The organism is Streptomyces sp. NPDC056373 (genome assembly GCF_042262425.1).
GTDB lineage: Bacteria > Actinomycetota > Actinomycetes > Streptomycetales > Streptomycetaceae > Streptomyces.
The window spans coordinates 98,795-124,858 of the sequence record NZ_JBHJPX010000002.1; the positions used below are offsets into that span (position 1 = coordinate 98,795).

Genomic DNA, 26,064 nt, shown 5'->3' on the forward strand with positions numbered 1-26,064 from the left:
TGTCCACCGCACCCGAGCCGCCGGCTCCGGCGCCGGGCAGCCGACCCGCCGGCTCCGTACCGGGGTCGACCAACACCGGCGCCACCGAGGGCGTTCAGGTCCGGAAGGGTGAGCCTCCGCGCCCGGGCCACGGACTCGACCCGGAAAAGGCCCCGACTCCGCTGCGGGCGCCCGGCGGTCATGAGGCAACGGGCCCGGGTACCCCGACGGGACCCCCCAGCGCACCACTCGGGCCCCGCGCCGCCCCAGGGCGGCCCGTGCCCGTCCGTCCCGGCAGCGACCCGGCGGCACGGCCCGGCAGCCCCGCGGCACCGAGCTCCTCCCCGGCCCCGGTGCAGCGACCCGCCGGCCCGCCGGCACGGCCCGGCGCGCCCGGCCCCCACGACGTCCCGGTGCAGCGGCGGTCGTCGCCCTCACCCACGGGCAACTCAGCAGCGCTGCCCGGCACCCCGGCACCCCGGACCGGCGGCACCCCGGTGCAGCGCACGACCGAGGTCCGGCGGGATGCGGCGCACGAGCCCGGGCGAGGCACGCCCGGGCATGGCGAGGTGCCGTCCTCCGCTGCCGCCCCCGGTCCTCACCGAACCAGCCCCACGGCGCCCGCCCCGGGAACCGACACCGACCCGCACCACGGCCGACCCGCCACGGAAGCGCCCGCGCAGCGACTCCCCGGCCCGACGACGCCCTCAGCCCCGGTCGGGCCGCCGAGCCCCACAGCGGGAACCGCCCGGACACCGTCCTCCCGTCCCGCCACCCCCTCAACCCCGGTCGGGCCGCCGAGCCCCACAGCGGGAACCGCCCGGACACCGTCCTCCCGTCCCGCCACCCCCTCAACCCCGGTCGGGCCGCCGAGCCCCACAGCGGGGACCGCCCGGACACCGTCCTCCCGTCCCGCCACCCCCTCCTCGCCGGCCGAGCCGCGACGCCCTGTCCCCGGCAGGCCCGCGAGTACCCCGGCACCTCCCGTGAGGGCAGCGCGCACCTCGGCCGACGGCTCCGGCGAGCCCGCCCCCGCCGTTCAGCGCCGCCCGGCCCTCTCCGGCCCCTCGCCACGGCAGCCGGCCACCGGCAGCGGTACGGCCGTCACCCCCGGCTCCGGCGCCACCACGACGCCCAGCCCCGCCGTCCGGCCCGACACCCCCGCGGCCCCTGCGGTCCAGGCCCCTCACTCCTCGGCACCCACGCCCGTACAGGCACCGGCCGACCGGAACCGTACGACTCCGACCACCGCCCCAGCGGCCGCCCACCCCCAGGGCACCCCCGAGGCCCCCGGCCCTCACACCCCCACGACCTCGACCAGCACCACCCCGGCGGCCCGCCCCCCGGGCATGCCCTCCACCACCGCCCCCGCACCGACACCCGGCAGCGCTCACCCCACCCCCACGGCATCCGCCTCCCCCTCCACACCTGCCCGGGCCACCCGCCGCTCCGCTCCCCCGGCCCCGGTCATGGACGTACAGCGGACGACGGCCCCCACCCGCTCCCCGTCCACCACCCCCCGCCCCTCTCGTCCCGGCCTCGGCGCTCCCCTCACCGCACGCCCCGCCCCCGCGACGCAGTCCCCGGCGCCCGCCACAACCCCGCAGTCCCAGGCGCCCGCCAAGACTCCGCAGTCCACGGGCTCCGCCACGCCCCCCTCGTCGTCCCCGTCACCCTCGCGCACTCCCCACACCACCTCGTCGCTCCCACGCCGCTCCCCCCTGGGCGCCCCCGTTCCCACCCCGCCCGCCCACACCACGCCACTGGCCGCTCCGAGCGGTCTCCCCGCAGCACGCTCCAGCAGCACACCGCACCCTGCACCCCCGCCACCGCAGTCCTCCGTACCGCACGCCCCGGCTCCCCGGCCGACCGCCCGAGCGACCACCCCCACCCCTCAACCGCCCCTCCCCGTCGTCCAGCACCTCTTCCGCAAAAAGCCCAAGACGGCACCCGGCGCCACGCCTCCCTCGGCCACCGGAGCCCTCGCCGCGGCCGCCGCGGCCACGGTCGCCACCACCCTCACCGACCAGGCCCCGCCACCCCCCGACGGCCGGTCGCATCCCGCAGCCCCGGCCGGCCCGCCCCCGCCCGCGTACGCGGAAGTCCCCGCCGGCGCCTTCGACCCCCGTGAGCTGACCGACTTCCAGCTGGACGAACTCGTGCACCGCATCATCGGCCGCATCACCCGCCTGATCCGCGCGGAACTGCGCCTGGACCGCGAACGCATCGGCCGGCTCCGCGACCCCCGCCACTGACCGGCGCCCCCAGCCGCACCACACCCCGGAAACGATCGACCGGGAACGACAGAAAGGCCCACCCGCGATGTCCCGCCAGGATCCGGGCTCCACCATCTGGTTCACCCTCAGCATCGACGGCGAGAGCCTCGGTTTCTTCAACGGATGCGAAGGGCTGTCCTCGCAGGTGGAGATCGAGCAGCGCCAGGAGGGCGGCAACAACGGCTTCGTCTGGCAGCTGCCGACCCGCGTGTCGTTCTCGACGATCCGGCTGACCCGGCCGCTCACCCCGGACACCACCAAGGTGGCCAAGTGGATCTCGTCGCTGCAGACGGGCATCAAGCGGCCCACCGCCCAGATCGCGGCGCTGCGCGCCGACGGGTCGGAGGTCGCCCGTTGGGGGCTCATCGACGTACTGCCGGTGAGCTGGACCGGGCCCACCCTCGACCCGGCCAACCCGGCCGTGGCGACCGAGGTGCTGGAGATCACCCACCACGGGTTCACGGACTGAGCGGACGTACGGAACGGGCAAAACGAACGGAACAGACGGAACGGACCGAGGGGAGGACCGGGACACCATGGCCAGGGGCAGCAAGAGGGGCGCGGGCAAGAGCCTCATCCGCGCCACGCTCGCCATTCACGAACCGCCGAAGGGCAAGAGCAGGACGCCCGGCGGGATCATCAAGACGTTCGACTTCGACTTCAACCCGGCGCAGCTGTCGCTGAGCCGCCGCGCCCAGTGGAAGGCCACCCCCGCGCAGACCGAACGGGTCGGCCCGCTCCCGGAGTTCATGGGGGCGGAGCCGCGCGAGATGGCCGTCGAGATCTTCCTGGACTCCTCGGACGAGCCGACCAGCAACTCCGTGATGAAGAAGGTCGACTCGCTGCTCGCCTGCTGCGAGGTGACCACGAAGAGCATCGCCGCCAAGCAGCCGTCCCCGCCGTGGGTCGTCTTCCAGTGGGGGTCGTTCTCGACGGCCCGTTTCACGGCGTACGTGAGCTCCGTGTCGGCCGACTACACGCTGTTCTCGACCACGGGCGTGCCCATCCGCGCCACCTGCCGGGTGCAGCTGCACGAGATCCCGATGAAGACCAAGGGGCAGAACCCGACCTCGGGCGCGCTCACCGCGCAGCGGGTGCACCGGGTCGTGGCGGGCGACTCCCTCCAGTCGCTGGCCTGGCGGGAGTACGGCAACGCGGCCGCCTGGCGGTCCATCGCCGAGGCCAACGGCATCGACGACCCGTCGCGGCTGCCGACCGGCGTCGAACTCGTGCTGCCGGCCGCCGAGGAGGTGCGTTCCTGATGGTGCAGTCCTCGTTCGTCAGCGTCGTCGACGTGAAGATCGGCGGCGCCCCCCTGCCGCCCGAGTTCCTCCCGGATCTGGTGGAGAGCCACGTCGACCAGGGGGTCGGCGTCCCGGCCGCGTTCCGGCTGACGTTCCGCGATCCGTACCGGCTGCTGCTGGGCAAGCTGGGCATCACCTTCGGCACCGAGGTGGTGTTCACGCCGGTGGCCGACGGCGAGGGCGCGGGCGATCCGCTGCTGACCGGCGAGGTCACCGGCCTGGAGGCCGACTACGACGGCACGGGCAGCTACACCGTCGTCCGCGGCTACGACGCCGGGCACCGGCTGCTGCGCCGGCGCCGGGTGGCGGCGTACCGCAACCAGAGCGCCTCGGACATCGCCCGCAAGCTCGCCGGCCAGGACGGTGTGCCGATCGGGCGGATCGAGTCGACGAAGACGGTGTACGAGTTCATCAGCCAGTCCAACGTCACCGACTGGGACTTCCTCGCTCGGCTCGCCGACGAGAACGAGATGGTCATGTCTGTGGACGCGGACGGCAGATTCCAGTTCGTGCGCCCCAAGTCGGCCTCCGGAGCGCCCTCCCCGAACACCGACGGCGACAAGAGCCCGTTCGTGCTCCAGGGCGGTCACGACATCCTGCGCCTGCGGGCCGCCGTGACGGCCGCCGACCAGGTGGCCAAGGTCGAGTCGCGCGGCTGGGACGTGACGACGAAGAAGAAGCTGACCGCCACCGCGCCCGCGACCGGCAACCCCGGCATCACCATCGGCACCACCCCGGGCGCGGCGGCCGGGAAGTTCAAGGCCACGAAGCTCGTCGAGACGGGCACGCCCTACGACAAGCAGAGCGAGGTGAAGTTCGCCGCCGACGCCCTCGCCGACGACGTCACCGGCTCGTTCGCCGAGCTGGAGGTCGTCGCGCGCGGAAACCCCAAGCTGCGCCCGGGAGTTCCGGTCGCGCTGGCGGACGTGGGCGTGCCCTTCGAGGGCAAGTACACCGTCACCTCGGTGCGGCACGACTTCGGCGACGGCAGGCACTACGAGGCGTGGGTGACGGTCAGCGGACGGCAGTGGCGCTCGCTGTTCGGGCTGGCCTCGGGCGGGACGCCCGCCGCGCCCCGGCTGCCCGGCGTGGCCAACGCCCTCGTCACCGACGTGAACGACCCGCTCAAGCAGGGCCGGGTGCGGTTGCAGTTCCCGTGGCTGGACGACACGTACGTCAGCGACTGGACGCGGACCGTGCAACTGGGCGGTCTGGGCGGCGGCGGGGTGTTCCCGATGGACGTCAACGACGAGGTGCTGGTCGCGTTCGACCGGGGCGCCCTGGACCATCCGTTCGTGATCGGCGGGCTCTACAACGGGCGGGACAAGCCGACCACCGTCGGCGATGTGCCGCTGCACGACACGGTCCGCAAGAAGGCGAGCCGGCACACCGTCTCCGACCGGGACGGCAACCGGATGGACCTGCTCAGCCAGAAGACGGGCCTGCGCAAGCAGGGCGTCCGGCTGGTCTCCGGTGACAAGCAGCTGACCATCAACCTGGACCGGACGAAGACCGAGATCACCGTGGACAGCAAGGGCTCGGTGACGATCAAGGGCAGCCGGTCGGTGTCGGTCGAGGCCGGTACCGATCTCACGCTGAGCGCCAAGCGGGCCGTGAACATCAAGAGCGGCGGGCTGGTCAACATCCAGGGCCGCGGGCTGGTCAACCTCAAGTCGCTCGGCGGAGCGGTCACCGTGGACGCGATGGGCGCGCTCAATCTCAAGGCGGTCGGCGCGGCGACGTTCACCGCGGGCGGCACGGTCCAGGTCAACACCATCGCGAACGTCGGCATCCGGGCGATCACCGTCGCGCTGCAGGGCGCGGTGCTGGTCAACAACAAGCCGTATCCGCTGCCGTGACGGCCGGCGAGCCCTTCAAGATCGTCAGGATGAGGAGAAGGCAGGTGGCCCACTGATGGCCGAGCAGTTCGTCGGCTCCGGCTGGTCGTTCCCGCTGCGTATCGGGCCGACCGGCGGGATCGCCCTGGTCAGCGGGGAGCGGGAGGTCGAGGAGGCGATCCGTCTTGTGCTGTCGACCGCGCCGGGCGAACGGCCGATGCGGCCGGACTTCGGCTGCGCGATCCACGACCTGGTGTTCGCGCCGGTCAACGAGCAGACGGCGGGCCGCATCCAGCACGAGGTGTACGTCAGCCTGGACCGCTGGGAGCCGCGCATCGAGGTCGAGGACGTCGAGGTCACCGCCGGCACCGACCAGAGCGTCCTCTGGATCGACGTCCGCTACTCCATCCGCGGCACCAACAACCCGCGCAGCCTGGTCTTCCCGTTCTACGTCATTCCGTCCCACGAGGAGCCCGACGCCCCCGGCGCGGGCACCGCCCCCGAAAGCGACCGCTGATGGCCCTGCCCTCACCCAACCTCGACGACCGCCGCTTCCAGCAGTTCGTCGACGACGCCAAGCGCTACATCCAGCAGCGCGCCCCGGAGTGGACCGACCACAACGTCTCCGACCCCGGTGTCACCCTCGTCGAGACGGTGGCCCACATGGCCGACCAGATCGTCTACCGGCTGAACCGGGTGCCGGAGAAGAACCATCTGGCGTTCCTGGACCTCGTGGGGATCACCCTGTTCCCGCCGTCCGCGGCCCGCACCGACATGACGTTCTGGCTGTCGGCGCCGCAGGAGGAACCGGTGCGGGTGCCGGTCGGCACGGAGGTCGCCACGCTGCGCACCGAGAGCGAGGAGGCGGTCGTCTTCGCGACCGAGCGCGAACTGCGGGTGGTGCCGAGCGCGTTGCGCCATCTGCTGGTGCAGCACCGGGGCGAACCCGTGGCCGACCGGACGCACGACCTCGCCGAGGACGGCAAGGACGTACTGTGCTTCGCCGAGTCGCCCGGCCCGGGGGACGCCATGCTGCTCGGCCTGACGGCGGCGGTGCCGCACTGCGCCGTCGCCCTGGACCTGGACAGCCGGGTGGACGGTGTCGGCGTGGACCCGCGCCAGCCGCCGCTGGTGTGGGAGGCGTGGACCGCGGACGGCTGGCAGCCCTGTGAGGTGGACCGGGACGGCACCGGCGGTCTCAACCGGCCCGGTGAGGTCGTCCTGCACGTCCCCGGCGGGCACGTGCTGTCCCGCAACGCCGGGCAGGAGGCGGGCTGGCTGCGCTGCCGGGTCACCGACCCGCTGCCGGACCAGCCCTTCTACACCACCTCGCCGACCGTGCGGGCCGCCGATGCCTTCACGATCGGCGGCACCACCGGGGCCGTGCACGCGGAGACCGTCCACGACGAGGCACTGGGCGAGTCCACAGGGCTGCCGGGGCAACGGCTGCGGCTGGCGCACGCACCGGTCGTCGGGGACGACCCGCCGGTGCTGCTGCAGACCGCCGAGCACGACGGCTGGGCGGACTGGCGGGTCGTACCGAACTTCGCGTCCTCCGGGCCCGAGGACCGGCACATCACGCTCGACGCCACGACCGGCGAGATCGCCTTCGGTCCCGCCGTGCGCGAACCCGACGGCTCGCTGCGGCAGTACGGGACGGTCGCACCCAAGGGCGCCCCCGTGCGGGCCCGCCGCTACCGCACGGGAGGCGGCCGGGCGGGCAACGTGGCACGCGGCGCCGTGCGGATCCTGCGCACCTCCATCCCGTACGTCTCCGAGGTCGTCAACCGCGAGGCCGCGCGCGGCGGTGTGGACGGCGAGACGGTCGAGGAGGCGAAGGTCCGGGCGCCGATCACGCTGCGCGCCCAGGAGCGGGCGGTGACCCTGCGCGACTACGAGGAGCTGGCCCGCCGCGCCGCCCCGGAGACCGCCCGCATCACCTGCCTGGAAGGCGAGGAGGGTGAGCACGGCGCCTACGCGGTACGGGTGCTGGTGGTGCCGCAGGCCGTGCCGGACCCGGGCGGCCGGCTGCGCTTCGAACAACTGGTGCCCGGAGACTCCCTGTTGGACCGCATCACCCGGCACCTGGACGAACGACGCCTGATCGGCACCCGGTTGGCGGTGGGCCCGCCGTACTACCAGGGCGTCACGGTCGTGGCCACGGTGCACGCGTTCCGGGGCGTCGACACCGACCGGGTGCGCCGGCAGGCGCACGACGCCCTGTACCGGCACCTCGATCCGCTGACCGGCGGTGCCGACGGCAGGGGCTGGCCGTTCGGGCGGCCCGTCCAGGCCGGGGAGGTGTTCGCGGTGCTGCAGCGCGTGCCCGGGGTCGAGCTGGTCGACGAGGTGATCCTGCACCCCGCCGACCCGCTCACCGGCAAACGCGGCGAGCCGACGGACCGGATCGACCTGTCGGCGCCGTCGCTGGTGTTCTCCTTCGACCACCGCGTCCGGGTGATCGGGGACGGATCCTGATGGGCCGGATCCTGACGGGGAGCAGCGCATGAGGGGCTCCATCGACGGCCTCGGGTCCCCCGCGCCGATCGGCGTGATGCTGCCCGCCGTGTTCGCCGACGACGACCTGGCCCAGCGGTTCGTGGGCGGGCTCGACGACGTTCTCGCCCCGATCCTGGGCGTGCTGGACAGTCTCGACACCTACTTCCGCCCGTCCCTCGCGCCGCTCGACTTCACGCAGTGGCTGGGCGGCTGGGTCGGTGCGGAGACCGACGGCGACGAGCCCGAGGCGCTGCTGCGGGCAGCCGTGGCCGCCGCCGCGTATCTGCACCGCATCCGCGGCACCCGGCTCGGGCTGTCCGAGGCGGTCCGGCTGGCGTTCGGCGTGGAGCCCGAGATCACGGAGAGCGGCGGCGCGTCGTGGAACGCCCGCCCGCTGGGCCCTTTCCCCGGCGACCCGCGCCCCCGCCTCCACGTCCACCTGCGCCTGCCCGCCCCCACCACCGCGGACCGGCACCGCCTGGACACCCTCGTGTCCGCCGCCCGCCCCGCCCACATGCCCTACACCGTCCAGGTGACCGCCACCCCCGAGAGGACCCCGCACCCATGACGACCCCCCAGAAATGCGCCGACTGCGGCACCCGCGCGCAACCGGGCCAGTCGTTCTGCGACGCATGCGGGTCCGTACTGAGCTGGACGGACGGCGCCGCCGCAAGCACCGGAACCGGCGGCTCATCAGGTGCTCCCGGCAGCGCCCCGGCCCGCGGCCCGTCCGACGCCGCGCACGGCGCCACGACCGGCAGCACGCCCGGTACCGCGCACGGCGCCACCACCGGCAGCACGCCCGGTACCGCGCACGGCGCCACCACCGGCAGCACGCCCGGTACCGCGCACGGCGCCACGACCGGCAGCACGTCCGGTGTCCCACACAGCAGCACGTCCGGTGCCGCACATGTCACCGCGGCCACCGGCGCTCCCGGCACCACCGGCAACGCCCGGCCCCACGGCGTGTCCGGTGCCGCAAGCAGCGTCGCAACCCACGGCCCGTCCGGTGCCCCCGGCGGCGACGCGGGCGGGGCGTCCGCCACGCCGCCCTCACCGGGCACGGCCGCCACAGCCGCTCACGCCGACGCGCACCCCGGCCGGGACGCGTTCTCCGGCCCGGACGGAGCCGCCGGCCTTCCCCGCACGGCCCGGGACCAAGCCGTCACCGGCAACGCACCACAGGCCGCCCCCGCCACGCGAACCCCCGCCACCCCCGCCCCCGCCACCGCCACCGGCACCGCCCCGGAGGAAGATGCCGCCGGCGCCCGGGCCGCACAGCACCCGGAGCCCGGCACCGCCCCCTCCCGACCCGCGGACCACCACGGCGCACCCTTCGGCGACCCGAGCCGACCGCCCGCCACAGCCCGCCCGGCCCCGGACGACACCGCCCCCACCGAACCCGTCCCCCCGGCCGCCCAGGACCCGGACCCGTCCAGCACCCAGGGCATCAACACCCGGGCCCGCCGGCTCCTCGTCCCGGTCACCGACGCCGAACCCCGCCCCGTCGCCGAGCCCTCCGTCGCCCCCGTCCTGCCCGGCCGGCCCACCCCCCGGCGTCCCGAGTCCGTCCGGGCCCCCGGCGAGGAGCACGGTGTCGACGGCGGCGCGCCCTGCCCCTGGTGCGCCACGCGCAACCGCCCCGAGCGGCACTTCTGCGCGCGATGTGCGATGCCCATGGCCGGTGACGGACCCGCCCCGGCCCGGCTGCCCTGGTGGCGGCGGCTCGGCCCGTTCGGCAGCCGGGAAACGCCCTGGGCGGGCGACCGCCCCCGGCTGCGCCGCACCTTCGACCGGGTCCTGTCCTGGCTGGGCATCGGAATCGTCCTGGCGCTGCTGATCGCCCTGGCGGTCAACATCCCGCAGGGCATCCAGGCCACCCGGGACCACTTCGCCAAGCGCGCCCCGGTCTCCCCGGACCGCTACAGCGCCTCGCGCTCCTACCCCGGCCACAAGCCGGAGCTGGCCTTCGACAAGGTCAACGACAGCTGGTGGGGGCCGGGCGTGTCCGAGACGGGCCGGGGCCAGTACATCGAGGCCCGTTTCGACCAGCCCACCCGGCTGCTTGACCTGATCATCACGCCGGGCACGTCCACCCGCGCCGACGAACTCACGAAGTCGGCGCTTCCGCACCGGCTCACCGCCACCATCACCGGCGCGGACGGCAAAACCACGACCCGTCGGCTGACCCTCGACCAGGGCGCGGGCCCGCAGCGGCGTGCCTTCCGCGTCGGAGAGGTCACCGCCGTCCGCTTCACCATCGACTCCGCCTACGGCACCTCGGCGGAGAAGCAGGTCGCCATCGCGGAGATCGAGTTCTTCGGCCCGTCCAGCGCCAACGGCACCTGAGCACGCCGCGGCCCCGGACGGAACCAGCCGTCCGGGGCCGCTCGGTCGTGTCCGTCCCGCTTACGCGTCCAGCGACGTCATCACGTGCTTGATGCGCGTGTAGTCGTCGAAGCCGTAACCCGAGAGGTCCTTGCCGTAGCCGGACTTCTTGAAGCCGCCGTGCGGCATCTCGGCGACCAGCGGGATGTGGGTGTTGATCCACACACAGCCGAAGTCGAGCTTCTTCGACATCCGCATGGCACGGCCGTGGTCCTTGGTCCACACGGAGGAGGCCAGCGCGTACTCGACGCCGTTGGCCCACTCGACGGCCTGCTCCTCGTCGGAGAAGGACTGCACGGTGATGACCGGGCCGAAGACCTCCTGCTGGATGATCTCGTCGGTCTGCTTGAGGCCCGAGACGACGGTCGGCGCGTAGAAGTAGCCCTTGTCGCCGACCCGCTTGCCGCCGGCCTCCACGCGCGCGTGCGCGGGCAGCCGGTCGATGAAGCCCTCGACCTGCTTGAGCTGGTTGGGGTTGTTGAGCGGGCCGAACAGCACGTCCTCGTCGTCCGGCTGCCCGGTCTTCGTCTCGGAGGCGGCCTTGGCCAGCGCGGAGACGAACTCGTCGTGGATGGACTCGTGCACGAGCACACGGGTGGCGGCCGTACAGTCCTGGCCGGCGTTGAAGTAGCCGGCGACGGAGATGTCCTCGACGGCCTTGGCGATGTCGGTGTCCTCGAAGACCACGACCGGGGCCTTGCCGCCCAGCTCCAGGTGGACGCGCTTGACGTCCTTGGCGGCGGACTCGGCGACCTGGATGCCGGCGCGCACGGAACCGGTGATGGAGGCCATCGCCGGGGTGTCGTGCTCGACCATCAGGCGACCGGTGTCGCGGTCGCCGCAGATGACGTTGAAGACGCCCTTGGGGACGATCGAGCCGATGATCTCGGCCATGAGGACCGTCGAGGCCGGGGTGGTGTCGGACGGCTTCAGGACGACGGTGTTGCCCGCCGCGATCGCCGGGGCGAACTTCCACACGGCCATCATCATCGGGTAGTTCCACGGCGCGACCTGCGCGCAGACGCCGACCGGCTCCCGGCGCACGATGGAGGTCAGGCCCTCCATGTACTCACCGGCCGAGCGGCCCTCCAGCATCCGCGCCGCGCCCGCGAAGAAGCGGATCTGGTCGACCATCGGCGGGATCTCCTCGGAGCGGGTCAGCCCGATGGGCTTGCCCGTGTTCTCCACCTCGGCCGCGATCAGCTCCTCGGCGCGCTCCTCGAAGGCGTCCGCGATCTTCAGCAGGGCCTTCTGCCGCTCCGCGGGCGTGGTGTCGCGCCAGCCGGGAAAGGCCTCGGCGGCCGCCGCCATCGCCGCGTCCACGTCCGCCTGCCCGGACAGCGGAGCGGTCGCATACGCATCACCCGTCGCGGGATTGACCACCTCGGTGGTCCGTCCGTCGGCGGCGTCCCGGAACTCACCGCCGATGTAGTTGCGCAGACGACGAAGCTCGGTGCTCACTGCCGGCCCTCCAGTTCGGATGTCCAGTACTTGAGACACCCACCCTAGTCGGCCGACCCACGTTTTCAACACCCCCACTCCCTTCGATCGTGCGGAATCCGCAGGACTGAAGGACTGAAACAACGAATTTCATCGATCCAGGCTTGCGGAAGTGTCGAGACCTCGTGCACAGTGACCCCGTGGCCAGTCGAAGCGCAGAACAGAAGGGCTCGCGGGAGTCCCGCGAGCCCTCCCGCGAGTCCAGGAACGGCAGCTCGCCGCAGCTGGACGCCGTCTCCCTCGCCATCATCGAGCAGCTCCAGGAGGACGGCCGCCGGCCGTACGCCGCCATCGGCAAGGCCGTGGGCCTGTCGGAGGCGGCCGTGCGCCAGCGCGTCCAGAAACTGCTCGACCAGGGCGTGATGCAGATCGTCGCCGTCACGGACCCGCTCACCGTGGGCTTCCGCAGACAGGCGATGGTCGGCGTCAACGTCGAGGGCGACGTGGAGTCGGTCGCGGACGCGCTGTCGGCCATGTCCGAGTGCGAGTACGTGGTGATGACCGCGGGCTCCTTCGACCTGATGGTGGAGATCGTCTGCGAGGACGACGACCACCTCCTCGACGTCATCAACAAACGCATCCGGGCCGTGCCCGGAGTGCGCTCCACCGAGAGCTTCGTCTACCTCAAGCTCAAGAAGCAGACCTACATGTGGGGAACCCGATAACCGTGAGGACCCGATAGCCGTGAGCAAGGACCTCTCCCAGTCCGCGTACGACCACCTGTGGATGCACTTCACGCGCATGTCGTCGTACGAGAAGGCCCCCGTCCCCACGATCGTGCGGGGCGAGGGCACCTACATCTACGACGACAAGGGCAAGCGCTACCTGGACGGCCTCGCCGGCCTCTTCGTGGTGCAGGCCGGGCACGGCAGGGTCGAGCTCGCCGAGACCGCCTTCAAGCAGGCGCAGGAGCTCGCGTTCTTCCCGGTGTGGTCCTACGCCCACCCCAAGGCCGTCGAGCTGGCCGAGCGCCTCGCCCACCACGCCCCGGGCGACCTGAACAAGGTCTTCTTCACCACCGGCGGCGGTGAGGCGGTGGAGACCGCCTGGAAGCTCGCCAAGCAGTACTTCAAGCTGGTCGGCAAGCCCACCAAGCACAAGGTGATCTCCCGCGCGGTCGCCTACCACGGCACCCCGCAGGGCGCCCTGTCGATCACCGGCCTGCCGGGCCTGAAGGCCCCCTTCGAGCCGCTGGTCCCCGGCGCGCACAAGGTCCCGAACACCAACATCTACCGCGCCCCGCTGTTCGGCGACGACCCGGAGGCCTTCGGCCGCTGGGCCGCCGACCAGATCGAGCAGCAGATCCTCTTCGAGGGCCCCGACACCGTCGCGGCCGTCTTCCTGGAGCCGGTGCAGAACGCGGGCGGCTGCTTCCCGCCCCCGCCCGGCTACTTCCAGCGGGTCCGCGAGATCTGCGACCGCCACGACGTCCTGCTCGTCTCGGACGAGGTCATCTGCGCCTTCGGCCGCCTGGGCACCATGTTCGCCTGCGACAAGTTCGACTACGTCCCGGACATGATCACCTGCGCCAAGGGCATGACCTCGGGCTACTCCCCGATCGGCGCCTGCATCATCTCCGACCGCCTGGCCGAGCCGTTCTACAAGGGCGACAACACCTTCCTGCACGGCTACACCTTCGGCGGCCACCCGGTCTCCGCCGCGGTGGGTCTCGCCAACCTCGACCTGTTCGAGCGCGAGAACCTCAACCAGCACGTCCTGGACAACGAGGGCAACTTCCGCTCCACCCTGGAGAAGCTCCACGACCTGCCGATCGTCGGCGACGTCCGCGGCAACGGCTTCTTCTACGGCATCGAGCTCGTGAAGGACAAGCACACCAAGGAGTCCTTCGACGAGGAGGAGACCGAGCGCGTCCTGTACGGCTTCCTGTCCAAGGCGCTGTACGACAACGGCCTGTACTGCCGTGCCGACGACCGCGGCGACCCGGTCGTCCAGCTCGCCCCGCCGCTGATCTCGAACCAGGAGACCTTCGACGAGATCGAGCAGATCCTGCGCGCCACCCTCACGGAGGCGTGGACGAAGCTCTGACGGCTGTCGCTCCGATCGTCTGCCTGGATGATCAACACCGGCCCCGGTGCCGCCCGTTCGAGTGAGAAACGGCGGCCCGGGGCCGCGTGCTGTCCGGCGTCCCGCCGCCTTCTGCCTAGCGTGCCCAGTGACCGATCGGCCCCGCCTTCGTTCCCCCGCACGGGGGATGGCACGGGAACTACGGATCTGAACCGAGGTGTACGCGCATGGAGGCCCCGCCGGACAACGACGTGCTCTGGGCACGCGCCCTGCACTTCCAGCACGACGACGGCTCGCCCGCGCTCTGCGGCGTCTCGCTCGGGGTGCGCGAGGGCGAGATCCTCGCCCTGAGCGGCCCGCGCGGCAGCGGCAAGACGACCCTGCTGCGGTGCCTGTCCGGCCTGGTGCCCGTCCGGCGCGGCGAGGTCTGGTTCAACAGCGTGCCCGTGCACACCATGGGCCCCCTCACCCGTGAACGGTTGCGCCGCGACCGCTTCGGCTGGATCGACCCGGCGCCCTCCCTCGTCCCGGAGCTCAACGCCTGGGAGAACACCGCCCTGCCGCTGATGCTGCGCGGCACCAGCCGGCGCCGCGCCAAGAAGGCGGCCCTGGAGTGGCTGGAGCGACTGGACATCGGCGAGAGCGCCCGCAAGCGCCCGCGCCAGCTGGTCCAGGCCGAGCGGCAGCGGGTCTGCATCGCCCGCGCGCTGGCCCCCGCGCCCTCGGTGCTGTTCGCCGACGAGCCCACGGCGCCCCTGCACCGCGCCGACCGCGCCCAGGTGCTGCGCACCCTCACCACCGCGGCCCGCTCCCACCGCATCACCGTCGTCCTGGCCACCCACGACGCGGACACCGCGGCCCTCGCCGACCGCACGGTCTCCCTGCTCGACGGGCGGCGCGTGCAGACGGTGCACCTCCCGCCGGTCCCCGAGACCAGCGAGCCGGAAGGCCGGGCGGCGTGCTCGCTCTCCGTCTGACCCGCGGCGCCCACCCGGCCGTCCAGCTGCGCCGTCTCCTGGTGGCGGCGGCCTCGGCGGGCACGGGCTTCCTGTTGCTCTGCGCCCTCGGCTACGCGATGGGCCACCCCGGCTCCCCCGGTTCCGCCGCGCTGCGACTGGCCTGGTGCGCGGCCCCACTGGCCGCCACCGTGTACTTCGCGCTCGCGGTCGCCCGTACCGATCCCGGCACCAAGCCCCGCGCCGCGCTCTCGGCGATCGGTCTCGGCCCGGTGCGCATGATGGCCGTCTCGGCGACGACGACGGCGCTGTCCTGCACGCTCGGCTCGATGCTGGCCCTGCTCGTCTTCCTGCACCTGCGGGGCGACCTGACGGGCATGCCGTTCGACGGCGCCGCCGCCGATTCCCTCGCCGCGGGTCTGCCCTTGCCGCTGCCGGCCGCCCTGACGCTGCTGTCACTCGTGCCCGTCGGCGCGTCGGTGGCGGTGGCCCTGGCCCTGCGGCCACGCGAGGCAGGGCCGACCGGCCCACGGTCGGCCACCCGGACGTACGGCCGCTTCGGCGCGTACCGGCGCACCCCCACCCGCGAGACGTTCGGGGCCTACGGCCGGTTCGGCCGGCAGATCGTCCGGCCCACGGGCGGCTCCGTCACCGGGCCCGCCGCGAAGAGCGGCCCACCGGCGGCCCGGACGAGCGAGCCGGCCCCGGCGGCGGTGCCGGGCTCCGGGGCGGTGAGCGCGCTCGCGGAACACGGCGGGACGGTGAGCGCGGTGGCGGGGTCCGTGGCCCGGGTGCCGGGCCACACGCTCGGCGGACCGGCCGAGCCGGCCACCCCGGAGACGGACGGCGGCAACCCCTCCGACCCGGCCCGGCCCTCCGCGGCCCCCCGGCCGGCCTCACCGGAGGCAGCGGCCGCGAGTGCCCCGGCCGGCGATCCCGCCCAGTGGCTCAGCCCCCGCGCGGCGGAACCGGACGCGGCAGGAGCCATCAGCCCCGCCGGGGCCCTGGCGAGGCACCAGGGCCCACCTGCCGCGGCCCCCGGCACCCCCGACGATTTCAGCGCCCCCGACGCGGCCCTGCCGGACACCATCGCCGCCCCCTCCGGTCTCCCCTGGGGCATCACCGTGCTGGCCGCGGGCCTGGCCGTGGAGAGCTACACCAGCCGTACCGCCCCCACGCCCCCCGACCTGTCCTTCTCCGGTGCCTCCCCCGGCGTGATGGCGGGCTGGGCGCTGGCCGTCGTCGGCCTGGCCCTGGCCGGTCCGGGCCTGACGCACCTGTGCGGACGGCTGCTCCAGTCGGCCCGCCCAGGCGCCCGGCGGCTCCTGGCCGGCCGCATCCTCATGGCGGAGTGCGTCCGCATCGGGCGCCCCCTGGGTGTCGTCTGCGCGGTCATGTCCGCCGCGTGGGCGATGGCGCTGCTGCACGCTCCGGACGGGCTCGCGCTCGGTCCGCTCACCACCCTCGGCGTGCTCCTCGTGACCGGATGCACCACGGCGACGCTCCTGACGGCCGCCGTCGAGGCCCGGCAGGCCCGCGCCGGCACCACGGCCGCGCTGCTGCGGCTCGGCGCCCCGGCCACGTTGCTGCGCAGCGCCGCCGCCCTGCGCGCGGGCGCCCTGCTCGCCCTGTTCGCTCCCCTCACCCTGACGGTCGCGGAACTGGCCGCGCTGCCCCTGGCGCGCTGAGCCGGCCCTCGCCGGAAGGCCCGTACGAAAAAAACTCCGCGGGGCGATGAGTTCCGGGCCGGCCCCCGGTCTGTCCCCGCGTAACCACACGGACTTGATGGGAGAGACCCCGCATGTACCAGCAGATGATCTTCGTGAACCTGCACACCGGCGACCTCGGCGCCTCGAAGAAGTTCTTCACGGAGCTGGGCTTCACGATCAACGAGCAGTTCAGCGACGACACGACCGCCTCGGTCGTGATCAGCGACACCATCGTGGTCATGGTGCACACCAAGGAGAAGTACCTCCAGTTCACCAAGAAGGAGATCGCGGACTCGACGAGAACCAGCGAAGTGCTGATCGCGCTGAGCGCCGAGAGCCGCGAGAAGGTCGACGAGCTGGTCGACAAGGCGGTCGCGGCGGGCGGTTCCGTCTCGGGCGAGACCCAGGACCACGGCTTCATGTACGGCCGCGCCTTCGACGACGTGGACGGCCACACCTTCGAGGTCGTGTGGATGGACCCCGCGGCCCTCCAGGGCTGACGGCGTGCCGCCTAGCATGGGCGGGTGCAGACGATGCCCGCCCATGCGGCCCACCACGACGACCGTGAGATAGAGACCCTCGAGGAGTTCGACGCAACCGTCTCGGCGCGCGGCACCCTCGCCGGACACCGCGTCCAGGCAGTCGATCTGACGGACCGTACGCGCGAACTGCTCACCCACGACACGGCGGGCGCGGTCTTCCTCGGCTGCGCGATGCGCGAGGACGCGGCCGCGAAGATCCGCGGCGACGGCGCCCTGGTCTTCCCTCCGGTCCCGGGCCTGCCGTTCGACCCGTACCGCGGCCTGGTCTACTCGCCCGACGAACTCTTCGCGTCGCTGGCCGACGGCTACGAGGCCACGCCCGACGCCCTTGCCTACGCCTGGTTCCAGCGCACGAAGACGGACCGCGACATCTACGCGTCCATGCTGCGCTCGATCCACGACGACTCCGTGTCGGACGCACTCGACGAACTCCTGTCCGGCGCCCGGGTCGTGGGGGTGATGGGCGGTCACGCGATGGCCCGCGGCACCGAGGAGTACGCGGGCGCCGCACGGCTGGGCCGGGAGCTGGCCCGGGCCGGCTTCACGATCGCCACCGGTGGCGGCCCGGGCGCCATGGAGGCGGCCAACCTCGGCGCGTACGCCGCCCCCTTCGACGACGAGATGCTCACCGAGTCGCTGGAACTGCTGGGCAAGGCACCGCACTTCACCCCTTCGATCACCCAGTGGGCCGCAGCCGCCTTCGAGATACGCACCCGCTGGCCGCAGGGCGGCCGTTCGGTCGGCATCCCGACCTGGTTCTACGGCCACGAGCCGCCGAACGCCTTCGCCTCCCACATCGCCAAGTACTTCTCCAACGCCACCCGCGAGGACGGCCTGCTGGCCCGGTCCAACGCGGGTGTGGTCTTCCTGCCGGGCGCCGCCGGGACCGTGCAGGAGATCTTTGACAACGCGACGCCCAACTACTACGAGTCGCGCGGCGAACCCACGCCGATGGTGCTGGTGAACCGGGTGCACTGGACGGAGAGGCTGCCCGCGTGGCCGCTGCTCCGGTCGCTGGCCGGGGAGCGCGCGATGGAGGCGCGGATCGCGCTGGTCGAGCGGATCGAGGAGGCGCCCGAGGCGTTGAAACGTCTCGGCGGTTAATAAGAAGGCAAAGCAAGTGCTTGCAGGCTGCATATGCGTTGACACTACTTATGCGCCGCTTATAGACCTGTGAGCCTCACGGTAGTGCTGATGCCCAGTCAACACTGCCTCAGCCCCCCGCATCTGCAATCTTGTAAGGACAAACGTGGCAGTTCTGTCCGTATCCCGCCGCGCACGCGCCGTGCGCATCCTCGGCATCGTCTCCGCCTCGGCCGCGCTCGCGCTCGGCACCGCCGGCAACGCGCTCGCCTGCAACATCAGCGAGTTCTCCGCCGAGGCGAAGTGCGACGGCGACAAGGGCGTCATCACGGTCACCGACGTGGACCCCGCCGGCATCCCGGCGACGGTCACCGTCTACCTGCAGAACAACGGCGCCGACGCGAAGAAGGTCGGCGAGCAGGTCGTCAAGGGCTCGCGCGAAGGCACCACCATCACCTTCGCCGACGACTGGAAGGCGAACGCCGAGTACCGCATCCACGTCAAGGCGTCCTCCTACGTCGACGAGGACATCAAGCCGAACCTCGTCACCCCGGCCACGGCCTGCAAGAAGGAGGAGGAGCCCCCGGCTTCGACTCCCCCGGCGACCCCGACCCCGACCCCGTCGGCGTCCCCGTCCAAGCCCGCCGAGGAGAGCGAGAGCCCGGCTCCGGAGCCCTCGGAGAGCCAGAGCAGCTCACCGGCGGGCAACGCGCCCGCCCCGGCCGGTGACTCCAACCTCGCCGAGACCGGCGCCGACTCCAACACCGGCCTCATCGCCGGCATCGCGGCGGCCCTGGTCGTCGTCGGTGGCGGTGCGGTGTTCTTCGGCATGCGCCGCCGCGGAGCGAACAGCGACAGCTGAGGCCCGCGCAGACCGCGACGTGGCCCGTCCCCCGACCCGGGGGCGGGCCACGTCCCGTCTCACCCGAACGTCGCCCGCTCTGCGACCGGCACCGCGCAGTTCCCTCGCCCTGTCGTGCGGCACCGTGCGCTGCACGTCAGGTCGGCACCGTCGCGGACAGGTCGGTGCCGGAGGTGACCACCGACCTCAACAGGGCTGCCTGGTGGGCGATCTCGTCGCAGTAGCTCTCGTGCGTGAGTGGCGTCGTGCCCCGCGCCCCGGGCCGGGGACGATCAGTCGAGCACCACGATTTCGGCCGCGTCGAAGTCCACGCCGACCTCGTCCCCCACTCCCGGTGCCGCCCGCAGCGGGCACGCCGCCTCCAGGCGCGGGGCGTCCTGCGGCTGGAGGTGGAGGGCGACATGGGTGCCTTTGAAGGTGCGCGCGGTCACCGTGCAGCGAAGGCCGGTGTCGGCGGTCACCAGGCGTACCCCGGCGGGCCGCACCAGCAGGGTGCGGGTGCCCTGCGGGGCGCCCACCGGCACCGGTACCTTGCCCCAGGGCGTGTCCGCCGCCTCCGTCCCGACGGTCGCCTCGACCACGTTCTCGAAACCGAGGAAGCGGGCGACGAAGGCATCGGCGGGCCGCTGCCACACCTCGAGGGGCGTGCCGGACTGGGCGATCCGCCCGTCCCGCATCACGACGACCCGGTCGGCCAGCGCGAAGGCCTCCCCCTGGTCGTGCGTCACGGCGAGCACGGTCGTACCCAACCGGCCGAACAGTTCCTTCAGTTCGACGACCAGCCGCTCCCGCAGCGACCGGTCGAGCTGCCCCAGCGGTTCGTCCAGCATCAGCAGCCGGGGGCTCGGCGCGAGGGCCCGGGCCAGCGCCACCCGCTGCTGCTCCCCGCCGGACAGCGCGGCGACGGCCCGGCGGCCCGCGCCCGGCAGCCCCACGAGGTCCAGCAACTCCTGGACGCGCTCGGCCTGTCGCCGCTTGGGCTCACCACGCATCCGCAGTCCGAACGCCACGTTCCCGGCAACGTCCCGCTGCGGGAACAGCTGATGGTCCTGGAACATCAGGCCGACGCCCCGCCGGTGCGCGGGCACGCCCGCCCGGTCACGGCCGTCGAGCACCACCCGCCCGGAGTCGAGGGGCTGCAACCCGGCCACCGCCCGCAGCAGCGTCGACTTGCCGCTGCCGCTGGGCCCGAGCACGCACACGATCTCGTGCTCGGCGACCTCCAGGTCGACGGCGTCCAGCACGGCGCGTCCGCCGAAACGGACCGTCGCGCCCTCCAGGCTGAGCAGCATCTAGAACTCCCCCGTCCGGTCCGAGCGGAGCTTCTCCAGCACCAGCAGGGCCACGGCGCACACCACCATCAGAATCGTCGAGAGGGCCATCGCCTGCCCGTAGTTGAGGTCCCCCGGCCGGCCCAGCAAACGCGCCACGGCCACCGGGAGCGTCGGCCGGTCGGGCCGTGCGATGAACACCGTCGCCCCGAACTCCCCCAGGGACACGGCGAAGGCGAACCCGGCCGCGATGAGCAGCGCCCGCCGCACCATCGGCAGGTCGACCTCCCGCCACACCCGCCAGGGCGAGGCCCCGAGCACCGAGGCCGCCTCCCGCAGCCGCACGTCCACGGCCCGCAGCACGGGCAGCATGGTCCGGACCACGAACGGCACCCCGACCAGTGCCTGTGCGAGCGGCACGAGGATCCACGAGGACCGCAGATCCAGCGGCGGCTCGTCGAGGGAGATCAGGAACCCGAAGCCGACGGTCACCGCGGACACCCCGAGCGGCAGCATCAGCAGCGCGTCGAAGCCGCGCACGAACCGACCGGCGTCCCGGCGGGTGAGCGCGACCGCGGCGAGCCCGCCGATGACCACGGCGATCAGCGTGGCGGCGACGGCGTACGACAGGGAGTTGCCGATCGCCTCGATCGGCGGGACCAGGAACACTCCCCCGTCCTCGCGGGTCAGCGCCCGGTAGTAGCCGAAGCCGGGCGCACCCAGGGAGCGCTGGACCAGCACGGCCAGCGGCAGCACGAGCAGCACGGCCACGGTGAGAAGTACCCCGCCGAGCAGCGCCCACTCCCCGGCGCCGCGCGGCCGGCGCGCGGTCAGGGAGGCGTCCACCAGCCGCAGCGCGGTCTCGCGCCGCCGCACGGTCCAGGCGTGCAGGGCGAGGATCGCGCCCACCGCGACGAACTGGATCAGCGTCAGCACGGCCGCGGTCGACAGGTCGAAGATCTCCGAGGTCTGCCGGTAGATCTCCACCTCCAGGGTGGAGAAGGTGGGCCCGCCGAGGATCTGCACTACACCGAAGGAGGTGAAGGTGAACAGGAAGACCATCAGCGTGGCGGCGGCCACGGCGGGGGCGAGCGCGGGCAGTGTGACCTGCCGCCAGGCCTTCGGCGGCGACGCCCCGAGCACCCGCGCGGCCTCTTCCTGCCGCGGGTCGAGCTGCGCCCAGAGCCCGCCGACCGTCCGGACGACGACCGCGTAGTTGAAGAAGACGTGCGCGAGCAGGATCGCCCACACGGTGGTGTCCAGCCGTACGCCCCACAGCTCGTCGAGCAGCCCGCCCCGGCCGACCAGCGCGAGGAACGCCGTACCGACGACGACCGTCGGCAGCACGAACGGCACGGTCACGACCGCCCGCAGGACCTGCTTGCCCGGGAAGTCGAAGCGCGCGAAGACGTACGCGCCAGGAAGCGCGACGAGCAGCGTGAGCGCGGTGGAGACCGCCGCCTGCCAGGTGGTGAACCACAGGACGTGCCGGACGTCGGACTGCGCCAGCACCTCCCCGATCCGCCCGAGGTGCCAGGCCCCGCCGGTCTTGAGGCCACGCGCGACGATCGCGGCGACGGGGTAGGCGAAGAAGACCGCGAAGAACGCGACGGGCACGGCCAGCAGACCGAACCGCGCCGCCGCGCCCCGCTTGCGGGCGGCTACTTCAGTACGAGTGAGGTCCACGACTTGACCCACTGGTCACGGTGGTCGGCGATCTTCGCCGGGTCCATGGTCTCCGGGTCCTTCGCCTGCGGCCCGTACTTCACGAACTCCGGCGGCACCTTGGCGCCCTCGGTCACCGGGTACACGAACATGTTGAGCGGCATGTCCTCCTGGAACCTCTTGCTGATGAGGAAGTCCAGGAACGCCTTGCCACCCTTGGTGTTCTTGGCGTTGGCGAGCAGCCCGGCGTACTCGACCTGCCGGAAGCAGGTGCCTTCGGCGACGCCGGTCGGGGCGGTGCTCGGCTTGGGGTCGGCGTAGACGACCTCGGCGGGCGGCGAGGAGGCGTACGACACGACGAGCGGCCGGTCGCCCTTGGCCTTCTTGCCGCCGGCCGACCCCGAGAACTCCTCGTTGTAGGCCTGCTCCCAGCCGTCGACGACCTTGACGCCGTTGGCCTTGAGCTTCTTCCAGTAGCCCTCCCAGCCCCCGTCGCCGTACGCGGCGGCGGTGCCGAGCAGGAAGCCGAGGCCGGGCGAGGAGGCGGAGGCGTTCTCGGTGACGAGCAGGTTCTTGTACTGCGGCTTGACGAGATCGCCGAAGCTCCGCGGCGGCTGCAGCTTGTGGTCGGCGAAGTACTTCTTGTCGTAGTTGACGCAGATGTCGCCGGTGTCGACGGGGGTGACCCGGTGCTTGTCCTGGTCGACCCGGTACTCGGCCTCGATCTGCCCGGACCCCTTCGTCTCGTACGACTGGAACAGGCCGTTGTCGAGGGCGCGGGACAGCAGGGTGTTGTCGACGCCGAAGAAGACGTCGCCCTGCGGGTTGTCCTTGGTGAGGATGGCCTTGTTGACGGCCTGCCCGGCGTCGCCGTCCTTCAGGACGGCGACCTTGTAGCCGGACTGCTTCTCGAAGGCCGCGATGACGTCCTTGGACGCGGCCCACGAGTCGTGGCTGACGAGCGTCACCGTCTTGGAGTCGCCGGACCCCTGGCCGCTGTCGGACGAGCCGCACGCGGCGAGCGTGCCGGCCATGCCGAGCCCGACGACGACGGCCGTCAGTCGCTTCTTGTTGTTGCTCACTGAATTCCTCCTGGGGTGACCAGGAGAAGACGCGGCCCTGCCCGGGACTTCTGGGGATCCCGGGCAGGGCGCAACAGCTCGAGTGGTGACCGATCTCCCTACCCAGAATGACCTGGGCGAGGTTCGGAGGGTCTGCGGCCGTGTGCCGCACTCTCAGCGCTGTGGCGCTCCCCTGTCGGAATATGCAGATGTACTTACGACGGTCAGACTACCGTTCGGTGGCGGCGAGCTGACCACATGCCCCGTCGATCTCCTGACCACGGGTGTCCCGGATCGTCACCGGCACACCATGGGCGGCGATGGCCTCCACAAAGGCCTTCTCGTCCTCGGGCCGGGAGGCTGTCCACTTCGACCCGGGTGTCGGGTTCAGCGGGATGAGGTTGACGTGCACGGGCCGGCCCTTGAGCATCCGGCCGAGCCTGTCACCACGCCAGGCCTGGTCGTTGATGTCCCGGATCAGCGCGTACTCGATGGACAGCCGCCGCCCCGACTTGGCGCTGTACTCGAAGCCGGCGTCCAGCACCTCGCGGACCTTCCAGCGGGTGTTCACCGGCACGAGGGTGTCGCGCAGCTCGTCGTCGGGCGCGTGCAGCGAGATGGCGAGGCGGCACTTGAAGCCCTCGTCGGAGAACCGGTGGATGGCCGGGACGAGCCCGACCGTCGACACGGTGATGCCGCGCTGCGAGAGGCCCACACCGTCGGGCTCGGGGTCGGTGAGCCGCCGGATGGCGCCGGCGACCCGGTTGTAGTTGGCGAGCGGCTCGCCCATGCCCATGAAGACGATGTTGCTGAGCCGCGCCGGGCCTCCGGGGACCTCCCCGTCCCGCAGCGCCCGCATACCGTCGACGATCTGGTGCACGATCTCGGCGGTGGACAGATTCCGGTCCAGTCCCGCCTGCCCGGTCGCACAGAACGGGCAGTTCATGCCGCATCCGGCCTGCGAGCTGATGCACATGGTCACGCGGTCCGGGTAGCGCATCAGCACGGACTCGACGAGCGTCCCGTCGAACAGCCGCCACAGGGTCTTGCGGGTGGTGCCCTGGTCGGTCGACAGATGCCGCACGACGGTCATCAGCTCGGGCAGCAGGGCTTCCTGCAGCCGCCCCCGGGCACCGGCAGGAATGTCCGTCCACTGCTCCGGGTCATGCGCGTACCGCGCGAAGTAGTGCTGCGAGAGCTGCTTGGCACGAAACGGCTTCTCCCCGACCGCGGCAACGGCCTCCTTGCGCTCGGCAGGAGTGAGATCGGCGAGATGCCGCGGCGGCTTCTTGGCTCCGCGGGGGGCGACGAATGTGAGTTCTCCGGGCTTAGGCATGGCCGTACCAGTGTCGCAGATCAACTCCGGCCATCCGGGCCGGAGTGGGGTGGGGGCGGTCACCTGTGGGGTCGGCTGCAGCGGTGGCCGCCCTCGAACGGCGCAGGGACGGCCCGGGGCGCGCGTCATGGCGATGGGATGATCGCTGCGGGAGGGGTGCGAGTGGACATGCTCGAACTGATGGAGTGGCTGGCCGAGCAAGGCGTCACGACCGTCTTCAAGGTCGACGGTGACCGCATGGCCGAGCGACGGGCGGCATGGATGGTCATCGTCAGCGGTGGGCCGCTCGACGAGGACTCGTTCTTCCGTGCCGACTTGGCCACGCCAGATGCATGCCTGGACTCGTTGCTCGCCCATCTGGAGAGCAAGGGCCTCTCACCGTTCGCGTGATCACGCTCCTTCCCGCCCCGCTCCCGGACCTGAGCGTTCAGTGGCACCCGCGCCGTGCGCGGGCCCAGCGGCCACCCGACCCGACGGACGTCGGATGACGCGCCAGCCGCTCCTGCGAGCCCGGCTGCGCAGCCGTGGCCCTGGAGAGCAGCTGAAGGTGAGGTGCCCCTGACATGATGGGGCGGACCATCACAACAAGCGGGGGGCGAGCATGCTCGTGCTCATACTGTCGGTAGTCGTTCTGCTCCTCATCGGCGGCTGCGTCTGCGTCTTCTGGGCGGCCCGGGGCGACGCCCCCCGCTGGGCACGCGGGGTGGCCAAGGTGACGCTGCTCGGCAGCGAACTGGCCCGCAGCACGAGCCGGAGTTCCCGCACCCAGTCCGACGGCGGGGATGACTAGCGTCTGTCCGGAGACCTGAGTCCCGCGTCGGCCGTTGCCGGTCGGCCGGGACCGTCGCTGCCGAGCAGGTCGAGGATGTGGGGCCAGGCAGCCTCGCCCAGGAGTGCGTCGGCTTCGGCGGTGCCCCCGTACGCGAAGTGGGTGGACGCCGGCGCCGGGCTCTCGCCGGGAAAACGTGGCCGGTGGCCGGCGTCGTCGCGGGCGATCAGCCGCACCGTCCGCCCTGCCCCGCGCCGACGCCGGACCAGCTGTTCAGCGAAGGGAAGCGACGGCCACATCGCGTCATCGCCGCCCGCAACCAGGAGAAGATCGGCTCTGGCCGTCTCCACGGGGATCTCCGTATCCGGCAGCGAGCGGCCGAAGGCCCGCTCGCTCTGTTCGTACCAACCACGGATGGCCACAGGCCCGCTGCCCGGTTGCGCGGGAGCCCAGGACTCGTCCAGGGGCGCGAACGGGAGCGGCCGCTCCTGCCAGGTCCAGGACGAGCGGTACGGGCGGTGCTCCCCGTCACGGCCTGCGCCGATGTTGCACCACACCCGGGACGTGGGCGACAGCGCGACGGCCACGTCCACGCGGGGATCGTGCACCGCCGTGAGCAGGGCCGCCTCGGCCCCCTTGGAGACGCCGAGGACACCGATGCGCCGCGCTCCGCCCCGTCGCAGCAAGCCGACTGCGGCGGTGAAGGTCTCCAGGGGAACCTCACAGATCCCCGGGGATTGCCCGGGGCCTCCGAACCACCGGATCGCCAAGGCCGTGAAGCCCTGCCGGGCAAGGATGCACGCGCGCTCCCGCTCGACGCGTCCGCTGGATCCGGCGAGGACCAGAACACCGACGTCACTGCCACGGACCGGAGCGGCCAGCATGCCTTCCCAAGGACCGGACGGCTCCCGCTCGGTGATCTCCACGCGCTCCCCCTGTCGTCCGGTCTCACTCCAGCCCCGCGGAACCGAGTGTTCCCGTCCGAGCCTGCGGGCACGCGC

General features: G+C 72.5%; 23 protein-coding genes and 1 riboswitch. Of the genes, 17 read left to right on the top strand and 6 right to left on the bottom strand.

All coding sequences use genetic code 11. From position 1 onward, the window contains the following. Positions 1-965 precede the first annotated feature (965 nt). The 8 genes from ACFCXS_RS04380 (at position 966) to ACFCXS_RS04415 (ending at position 10,245) form a co-directional block, all read left to right on the top strand. Positions 966-2,234, top strand: a complete 1,269-nt coding sequence (locus ACFCXS_RS04380) for a hypothetical protein (protein ID WP_376641587.1) — start codon at positions 966-968, stop codon at positions 2,232-2,234. Positions 2,235-2,301: 67 nt separating this feature from the next. Beyond that, positions 2,302-2,724, top strand: coding sequence for a phage tail protein (locus ACFCXS_RS04385; protein WP_376641588.1), 423 nt, complete (start codon positions 2,302-2,304; stop codon positions 2,722-2,724). 67 nt (positions 2,725-2,791) lie between these two features. Next, positions 2,792-3,517 (top strand): peptidase M23, encoded by a 726-nt coding sequence (locus tag ACFCXS_RS04390; protein ID WP_376641589.1) that lies wholly within the window; start codon positions 2,792-2,794, stop codon positions 3,515-3,517. Next, a complete protein-coding gene (locus ACFCXS_RS04395) occupies positions 3,517-5,418 on the top strand; it encodes a VgrG-related protein (protein ID WP_376641590.1) in 1,902 nt (633 codons plus the stop codon). The genes ACFCXS_RS04390 and ACFCXS_RS04395 overlap by 1 nt, the downstream gene beginning before the upstream one ends. Before the next feature lie 55 nt (positions 5,419-5,473). Further along, entirely contained in the window at positions 5,474-5,914 is a 441-nt protein-coding gene (locus tag ACFCXS_RS04400; protein ID WP_376641591.1) for a GPW/gp25 family protein, read from the top strand. After that, on the top strand, positions 5,914-7,875 hold the full coding sequence (locus tag ACFCXS_RS04405) for a putative baseplate assembly protein (RefSeq protein WP_376641592.1): 1,962 nt from the start codon (positions 5,914-5,916) through the stop codon (positions 7,873-7,875). The genes ACFCXS_RS04400 and ACFCXS_RS04405 overlap by 1 nt, the downstream gene beginning before the upstream one ends. Positions 7,876-7,903: 28 nt before the next feature. Further along, positions 7,904-8,464 carry a phage tail protein gene (locus tag ACFCXS_RS04410; protein ID WP_376641593.1) on the top strand — a complete coding sequence of 187 codons (561 nt, stop codon included), beginning with the start codon at positions 7,904-7,906 and terminating at the stop codon, positions 8,462-8,464. Continuing rightward, complete coding sequence (locus tag ACFCXS_RS04415) at positions 8,461-10,245, top strand: zinc ribbon domain-containing protein (RefSeq protein WP_376641594.1); 1,785 nt, start codon at positions 8,461-8,463, stop codon at positions 10,243-10,245. The genes ACFCXS_RS04410 and ACFCXS_RS04415 overlap by 4 nt, the downstream gene beginning before the upstream one ends. Positions 10,246-10,305: 60 nt before the next feature. Here the strand turns inward: ACFCXS_RS04415 and ACFCXS_RS04420 are convergent, their stop codons facing one another. Further along, the gene (locus tag ACFCXS_RS04420) at positions 10,306-11,745 is read right to left on the bottom strand and encodes a gamma-aminobutyraldehyde dehydrogenase (protein WP_376641595.1); all 1,440 of its coding nucleotides are present in this window, start codon (positions 11,743-11,745) and stop codon (positions 10,306-10,308) included. Positions 11,746-11,909: 164 nt separating this feature from the next. Between ACFCXS_RS04420 and ACFCXS_RS04425 the strand changes: the two genes are divergently transcribed. The 7 genes from ACFCXS_RS04425 to ACFCXS_RS04455 all read left to right on the top strand — a co-directional run bounded on the left by ACFCXS_RS04425 (position 11,910) and on the right by ACFCXS_RS04455 (position 18,961). After that, entirely contained in the window at positions 11,910-12,449 is a 540-nt protein-coding gene (locus ACFCXS_RS04425; RefSeq protein ID WP_376641596.1) for an Lrp/AsnC family transcriptional regulator, read from the top strand. A 13-nt stretch (positions 12,450-12,462) separates the two neighbouring features. Then, positions 12,463-13,830: an aspartate aminotransferase family protein gene (locus tag ACFCXS_RS04430; protein ID WP_376641985.1), complete on the top strand. Its 1,368-nt coding sequence runs from the start codon at positions 12,463-12,465 to the stop codon at positions 13,828-13,830. A gap of 206 nt (positions 13,831-14,036) precedes the next feature. Next, positions 14,037-14,786, top strand: coding sequence for an ABC transporter ATP-binding protein (locus tag ACFCXS_RS04435; protein ID WP_376641597.1), 750 nt, complete (start codon positions 14,037-14,039; stop codon positions 14,784-14,786). Next, on the top strand, positions 14,768-16,453 hold the full coding sequence (locus tag ACFCXS_RS04440; RefSeq protein WP_376641598.1) for a hypothetical protein: 1,686 nt from the start codon (positions 14,768-14,770) through the stop codon (positions 16,451-16,453). The genes ACFCXS_RS04435 and ACFCXS_RS04440 overlap by 19 nt, the downstream gene beginning before the upstream one ends. Before the next feature lie 113 nt (positions 16,454-16,566). Then, entirely contained in the window at positions 16,567-16,974 is a 408-nt protein-coding gene (locus tag ACFCXS_RS04445) for a VOC family protein (RefSeq protein WP_376641599.1), read from the top strand. Between the two features lie 24 nt (positions 16,975-16,998). Next, positions 16,999-18,120, top strand: a complete 1,122-nt coding sequence (locus ACFCXS_RS04450) for an LOG family protein (protein WP_376641600.1) — start codon at positions 16,999-17,001, stop codon at positions 18,118-18,120. 145 nt (positions 18,121-18,265) lie between these two features. Next, the gene (locus tag ACFCXS_RS04455; RefSeq protein WP_376641601.1) at positions 18,266-18,961 is read left to right on the top strand and encodes an LAETG motif-containing sortase-dependent surface protein; all 696 of its coding nucleotides are present in this window, start codon (positions 18,266-18,268) and stop codon (positions 18,959-18,961) included. Positions 18,962-19,233: 272 nt separating this feature from the next. Here the strand turns inward: ACFCXS_RS04455 and ACFCXS_RS04460 are convergent, their stop codons facing one another. From ACFCXS_RS04460 to rlmN, 4 genes are all read right to left on the bottom strand, one after another. After that, a complete protein-coding gene (locus ACFCXS_RS04460; RefSeq protein ID WP_376641602.1) occupies positions 19,234-20,253 on the bottom strand; it encodes an ABC transporter ATP-binding protein in 1,020 nt (339 codons plus the stop codon). Next, positions 20,254-21,918: an ABC transporter permease gene (locus tag ACFCXS_RS04465; protein ID WP_376641603.1), complete on the bottom strand. Its 1,665-nt coding sequence runs from the start codon at positions 21,916-21,918 to the stop codon at positions 20,254-20,256. Beyond that, positions 21,894-22,931: a thiamine ABC transporter substrate binding subunit gene (locus ACFCXS_RS04470; protein ID WP_376641986.1), complete on the bottom strand. Its 1,038-nt coding sequence runs from the start codon at positions 22,929-22,931 to the stop codon at positions 21,894-21,896. Before ACFCXS_RS04470 ends, ACFCXS_RS04465 begins: the two co-directional genes overlap by 25 nt. Positions 22,932-23,056: 125 nt before the next feature. Continuing rightward, a riboswitch (TPP riboswitch) is annotated at positions 23,057-23,163 on the bottom strand. Between the two features lie 24 nt (positions 23,164-23,187). Beyond that, a complete protein-coding gene (rlmN, locus tag ACFCXS_RS04475; RefSeq protein ID WP_376641604.1) occupies positions 23,188-24,294 on the bottom strand; it encodes a 23S rRNA (adenine(2503)-C(2))-methyltransferase RlmN in 1,107 nt (368 codons plus the stop codon). Between the two features lie 168 nt (positions 24,295-24,462). On the opposite strand from rlmN, the gene ACFCXS_RS04480 reads away from it, so the two are divergent. Beyond that, positions 24,463-24,684, top strand: coding sequence for a hypothetical protein (locus ACFCXS_RS04480; protein WP_376641605.1), 222 nt, complete (start codon positions 24,463-24,465; stop codon positions 24,682-24,684). A gap of 211 nt (positions 24,685-24,895) precedes the next feature. Continuing rightward, positions 24,896-25,084, top strand: coding sequence for a hypothetical protein (locus ACFCXS_RS04485; RefSeq protein ID WP_376641606.1), 189 nt, complete (start codon positions 24,896-24,898; stop codon positions 25,082-25,084). Here the strand turns inward: ACFCXS_RS04485 and ACFCXS_RS04490 are convergent. After that, positions 25,081-25,989: an acyl-CoA thioester hydrolase/BAAT C-terminal domain-containing protein gene (locus tag ACFCXS_RS04490; RefSeq protein WP_376641607.1), complete on the bottom strand. Its 909-nt coding sequence runs from the start codon at positions 25,987-25,989 to the stop codon at positions 25,081-25,083. The two genes, ACFCXS_RS04485 and ACFCXS_RS04490, sit on opposite strands and share 4 nt — an antisense overlap. Positions 25,990-26,064: the final 75 nt, after the last annotated feature.

What these genes read in the sequence shown, in the direction of transcription:
- rlmN (WP_376641604.1), bottom strand. Translation starts at nt 24,294, where the DNA reads ATGCCTAAGCCCGGAGAACTCACATTCGTCGCCCCCCGCGGAGCCAAG.
- ACFCXS_RS04405 (WP_376641592.1), top strand. Translation starts at nt 5,914, where the DNA reads ATGGCCCTGCCCTCACCCAACCTCGACGACCGCCGCTTCCAGCAGTTC.
- ACFCXS_RS04390 (WP_376641589.1), top strand. Translation starts at nt 2,792, where the DNA reads ATGGCCAGGGGCAGCAAGAGGGGCGCGGGCAAGAGCCTCATCCGCGCC.
- ACFCXS_RS04460 (WP_376641602.1), bottom strand. Translation starts at nt 20,253, where the DNA reads ATGCTGCTCAGCCTGGAGGGCGCGACGGTCCGTTTCGGCGGACGCGCC.
- ACFCXS_RS04470 (WP_376641986.1), bottom strand. Translation starts at nt 22,931, where the DNA reads ATGGCCGGCACGCTCGCCGCGTGCGGCTCGTCCGACAGCGGCCAGGGG.
- ACFCXS_RS04410 (WP_376641593.1), top strand. Translation starts at nt 7,904, where the DNA reads ATGAGGGGCTCCATCGACGGCCTCGGGTCCCCCGCGCCGATCGGCGTG.
- ACFCXS_RS04480 (WP_376641605.1), top strand. Translation starts at nt 24,463, where the DNA reads ATGCTCGAACTGATGGAGTGGCTGGCCGAGCAAGGCGTCACGACCGTC.
- ACFCXS_RS04385 (WP_376641588.1), top strand. Translation starts at nt 2,302, where the DNA reads ATGTCCCGCCAGGATCCGGGCTCCACCATCTGGTTCACCCTCAGCATC.
- ACFCXS_RS04485 (WP_376641606.1), top strand. Translation starts at nt 24,896, where the DNA reads ATGCTCGTGCTCATACTGTCGGTAGTCGTTCTGCTCCTCATCGGCGGC.
- ACFCXS_RS04395 (WP_376641590.1), top strand. Translation starts at nt 3,517, where the DNA reads ATGGTGCAGTCCTCGTTCGTCAGCGTCGTCGACGTGAAGATCGGCGGC.
- ACFCXS_RS04445 (WP_376641599.1), top strand. Translation starts at nt 16,567, where the DNA reads ATGTACCAGCAGATGATCTTCGTGAACCTGCACACCGGCGACCTCGGC.
- ACFCXS_RS04435 (WP_376641597.1), top strand. Translation starts at nt 14,037, where the DNA reads ATGGAGGCCCCGCCGGACAACGACGTGCTCTGGGCACGCGCCCTGCAC.
- ACFCXS_RS04415 (WP_376641594.1), top strand. Translation starts at nt 8,461, where the DNA reads ATGACGACCCCCCAGAAATGCGCCGACTGCGGCACCCGCGCGCAACCG.
- ACFCXS_RS04400 (WP_376641591.1), top strand. Translation starts at nt 5,474, where the DNA reads ATGGCCGAGCAGTTCGTCGGCTCCGGCTGGTCGTTCCCGCTGCGTATC.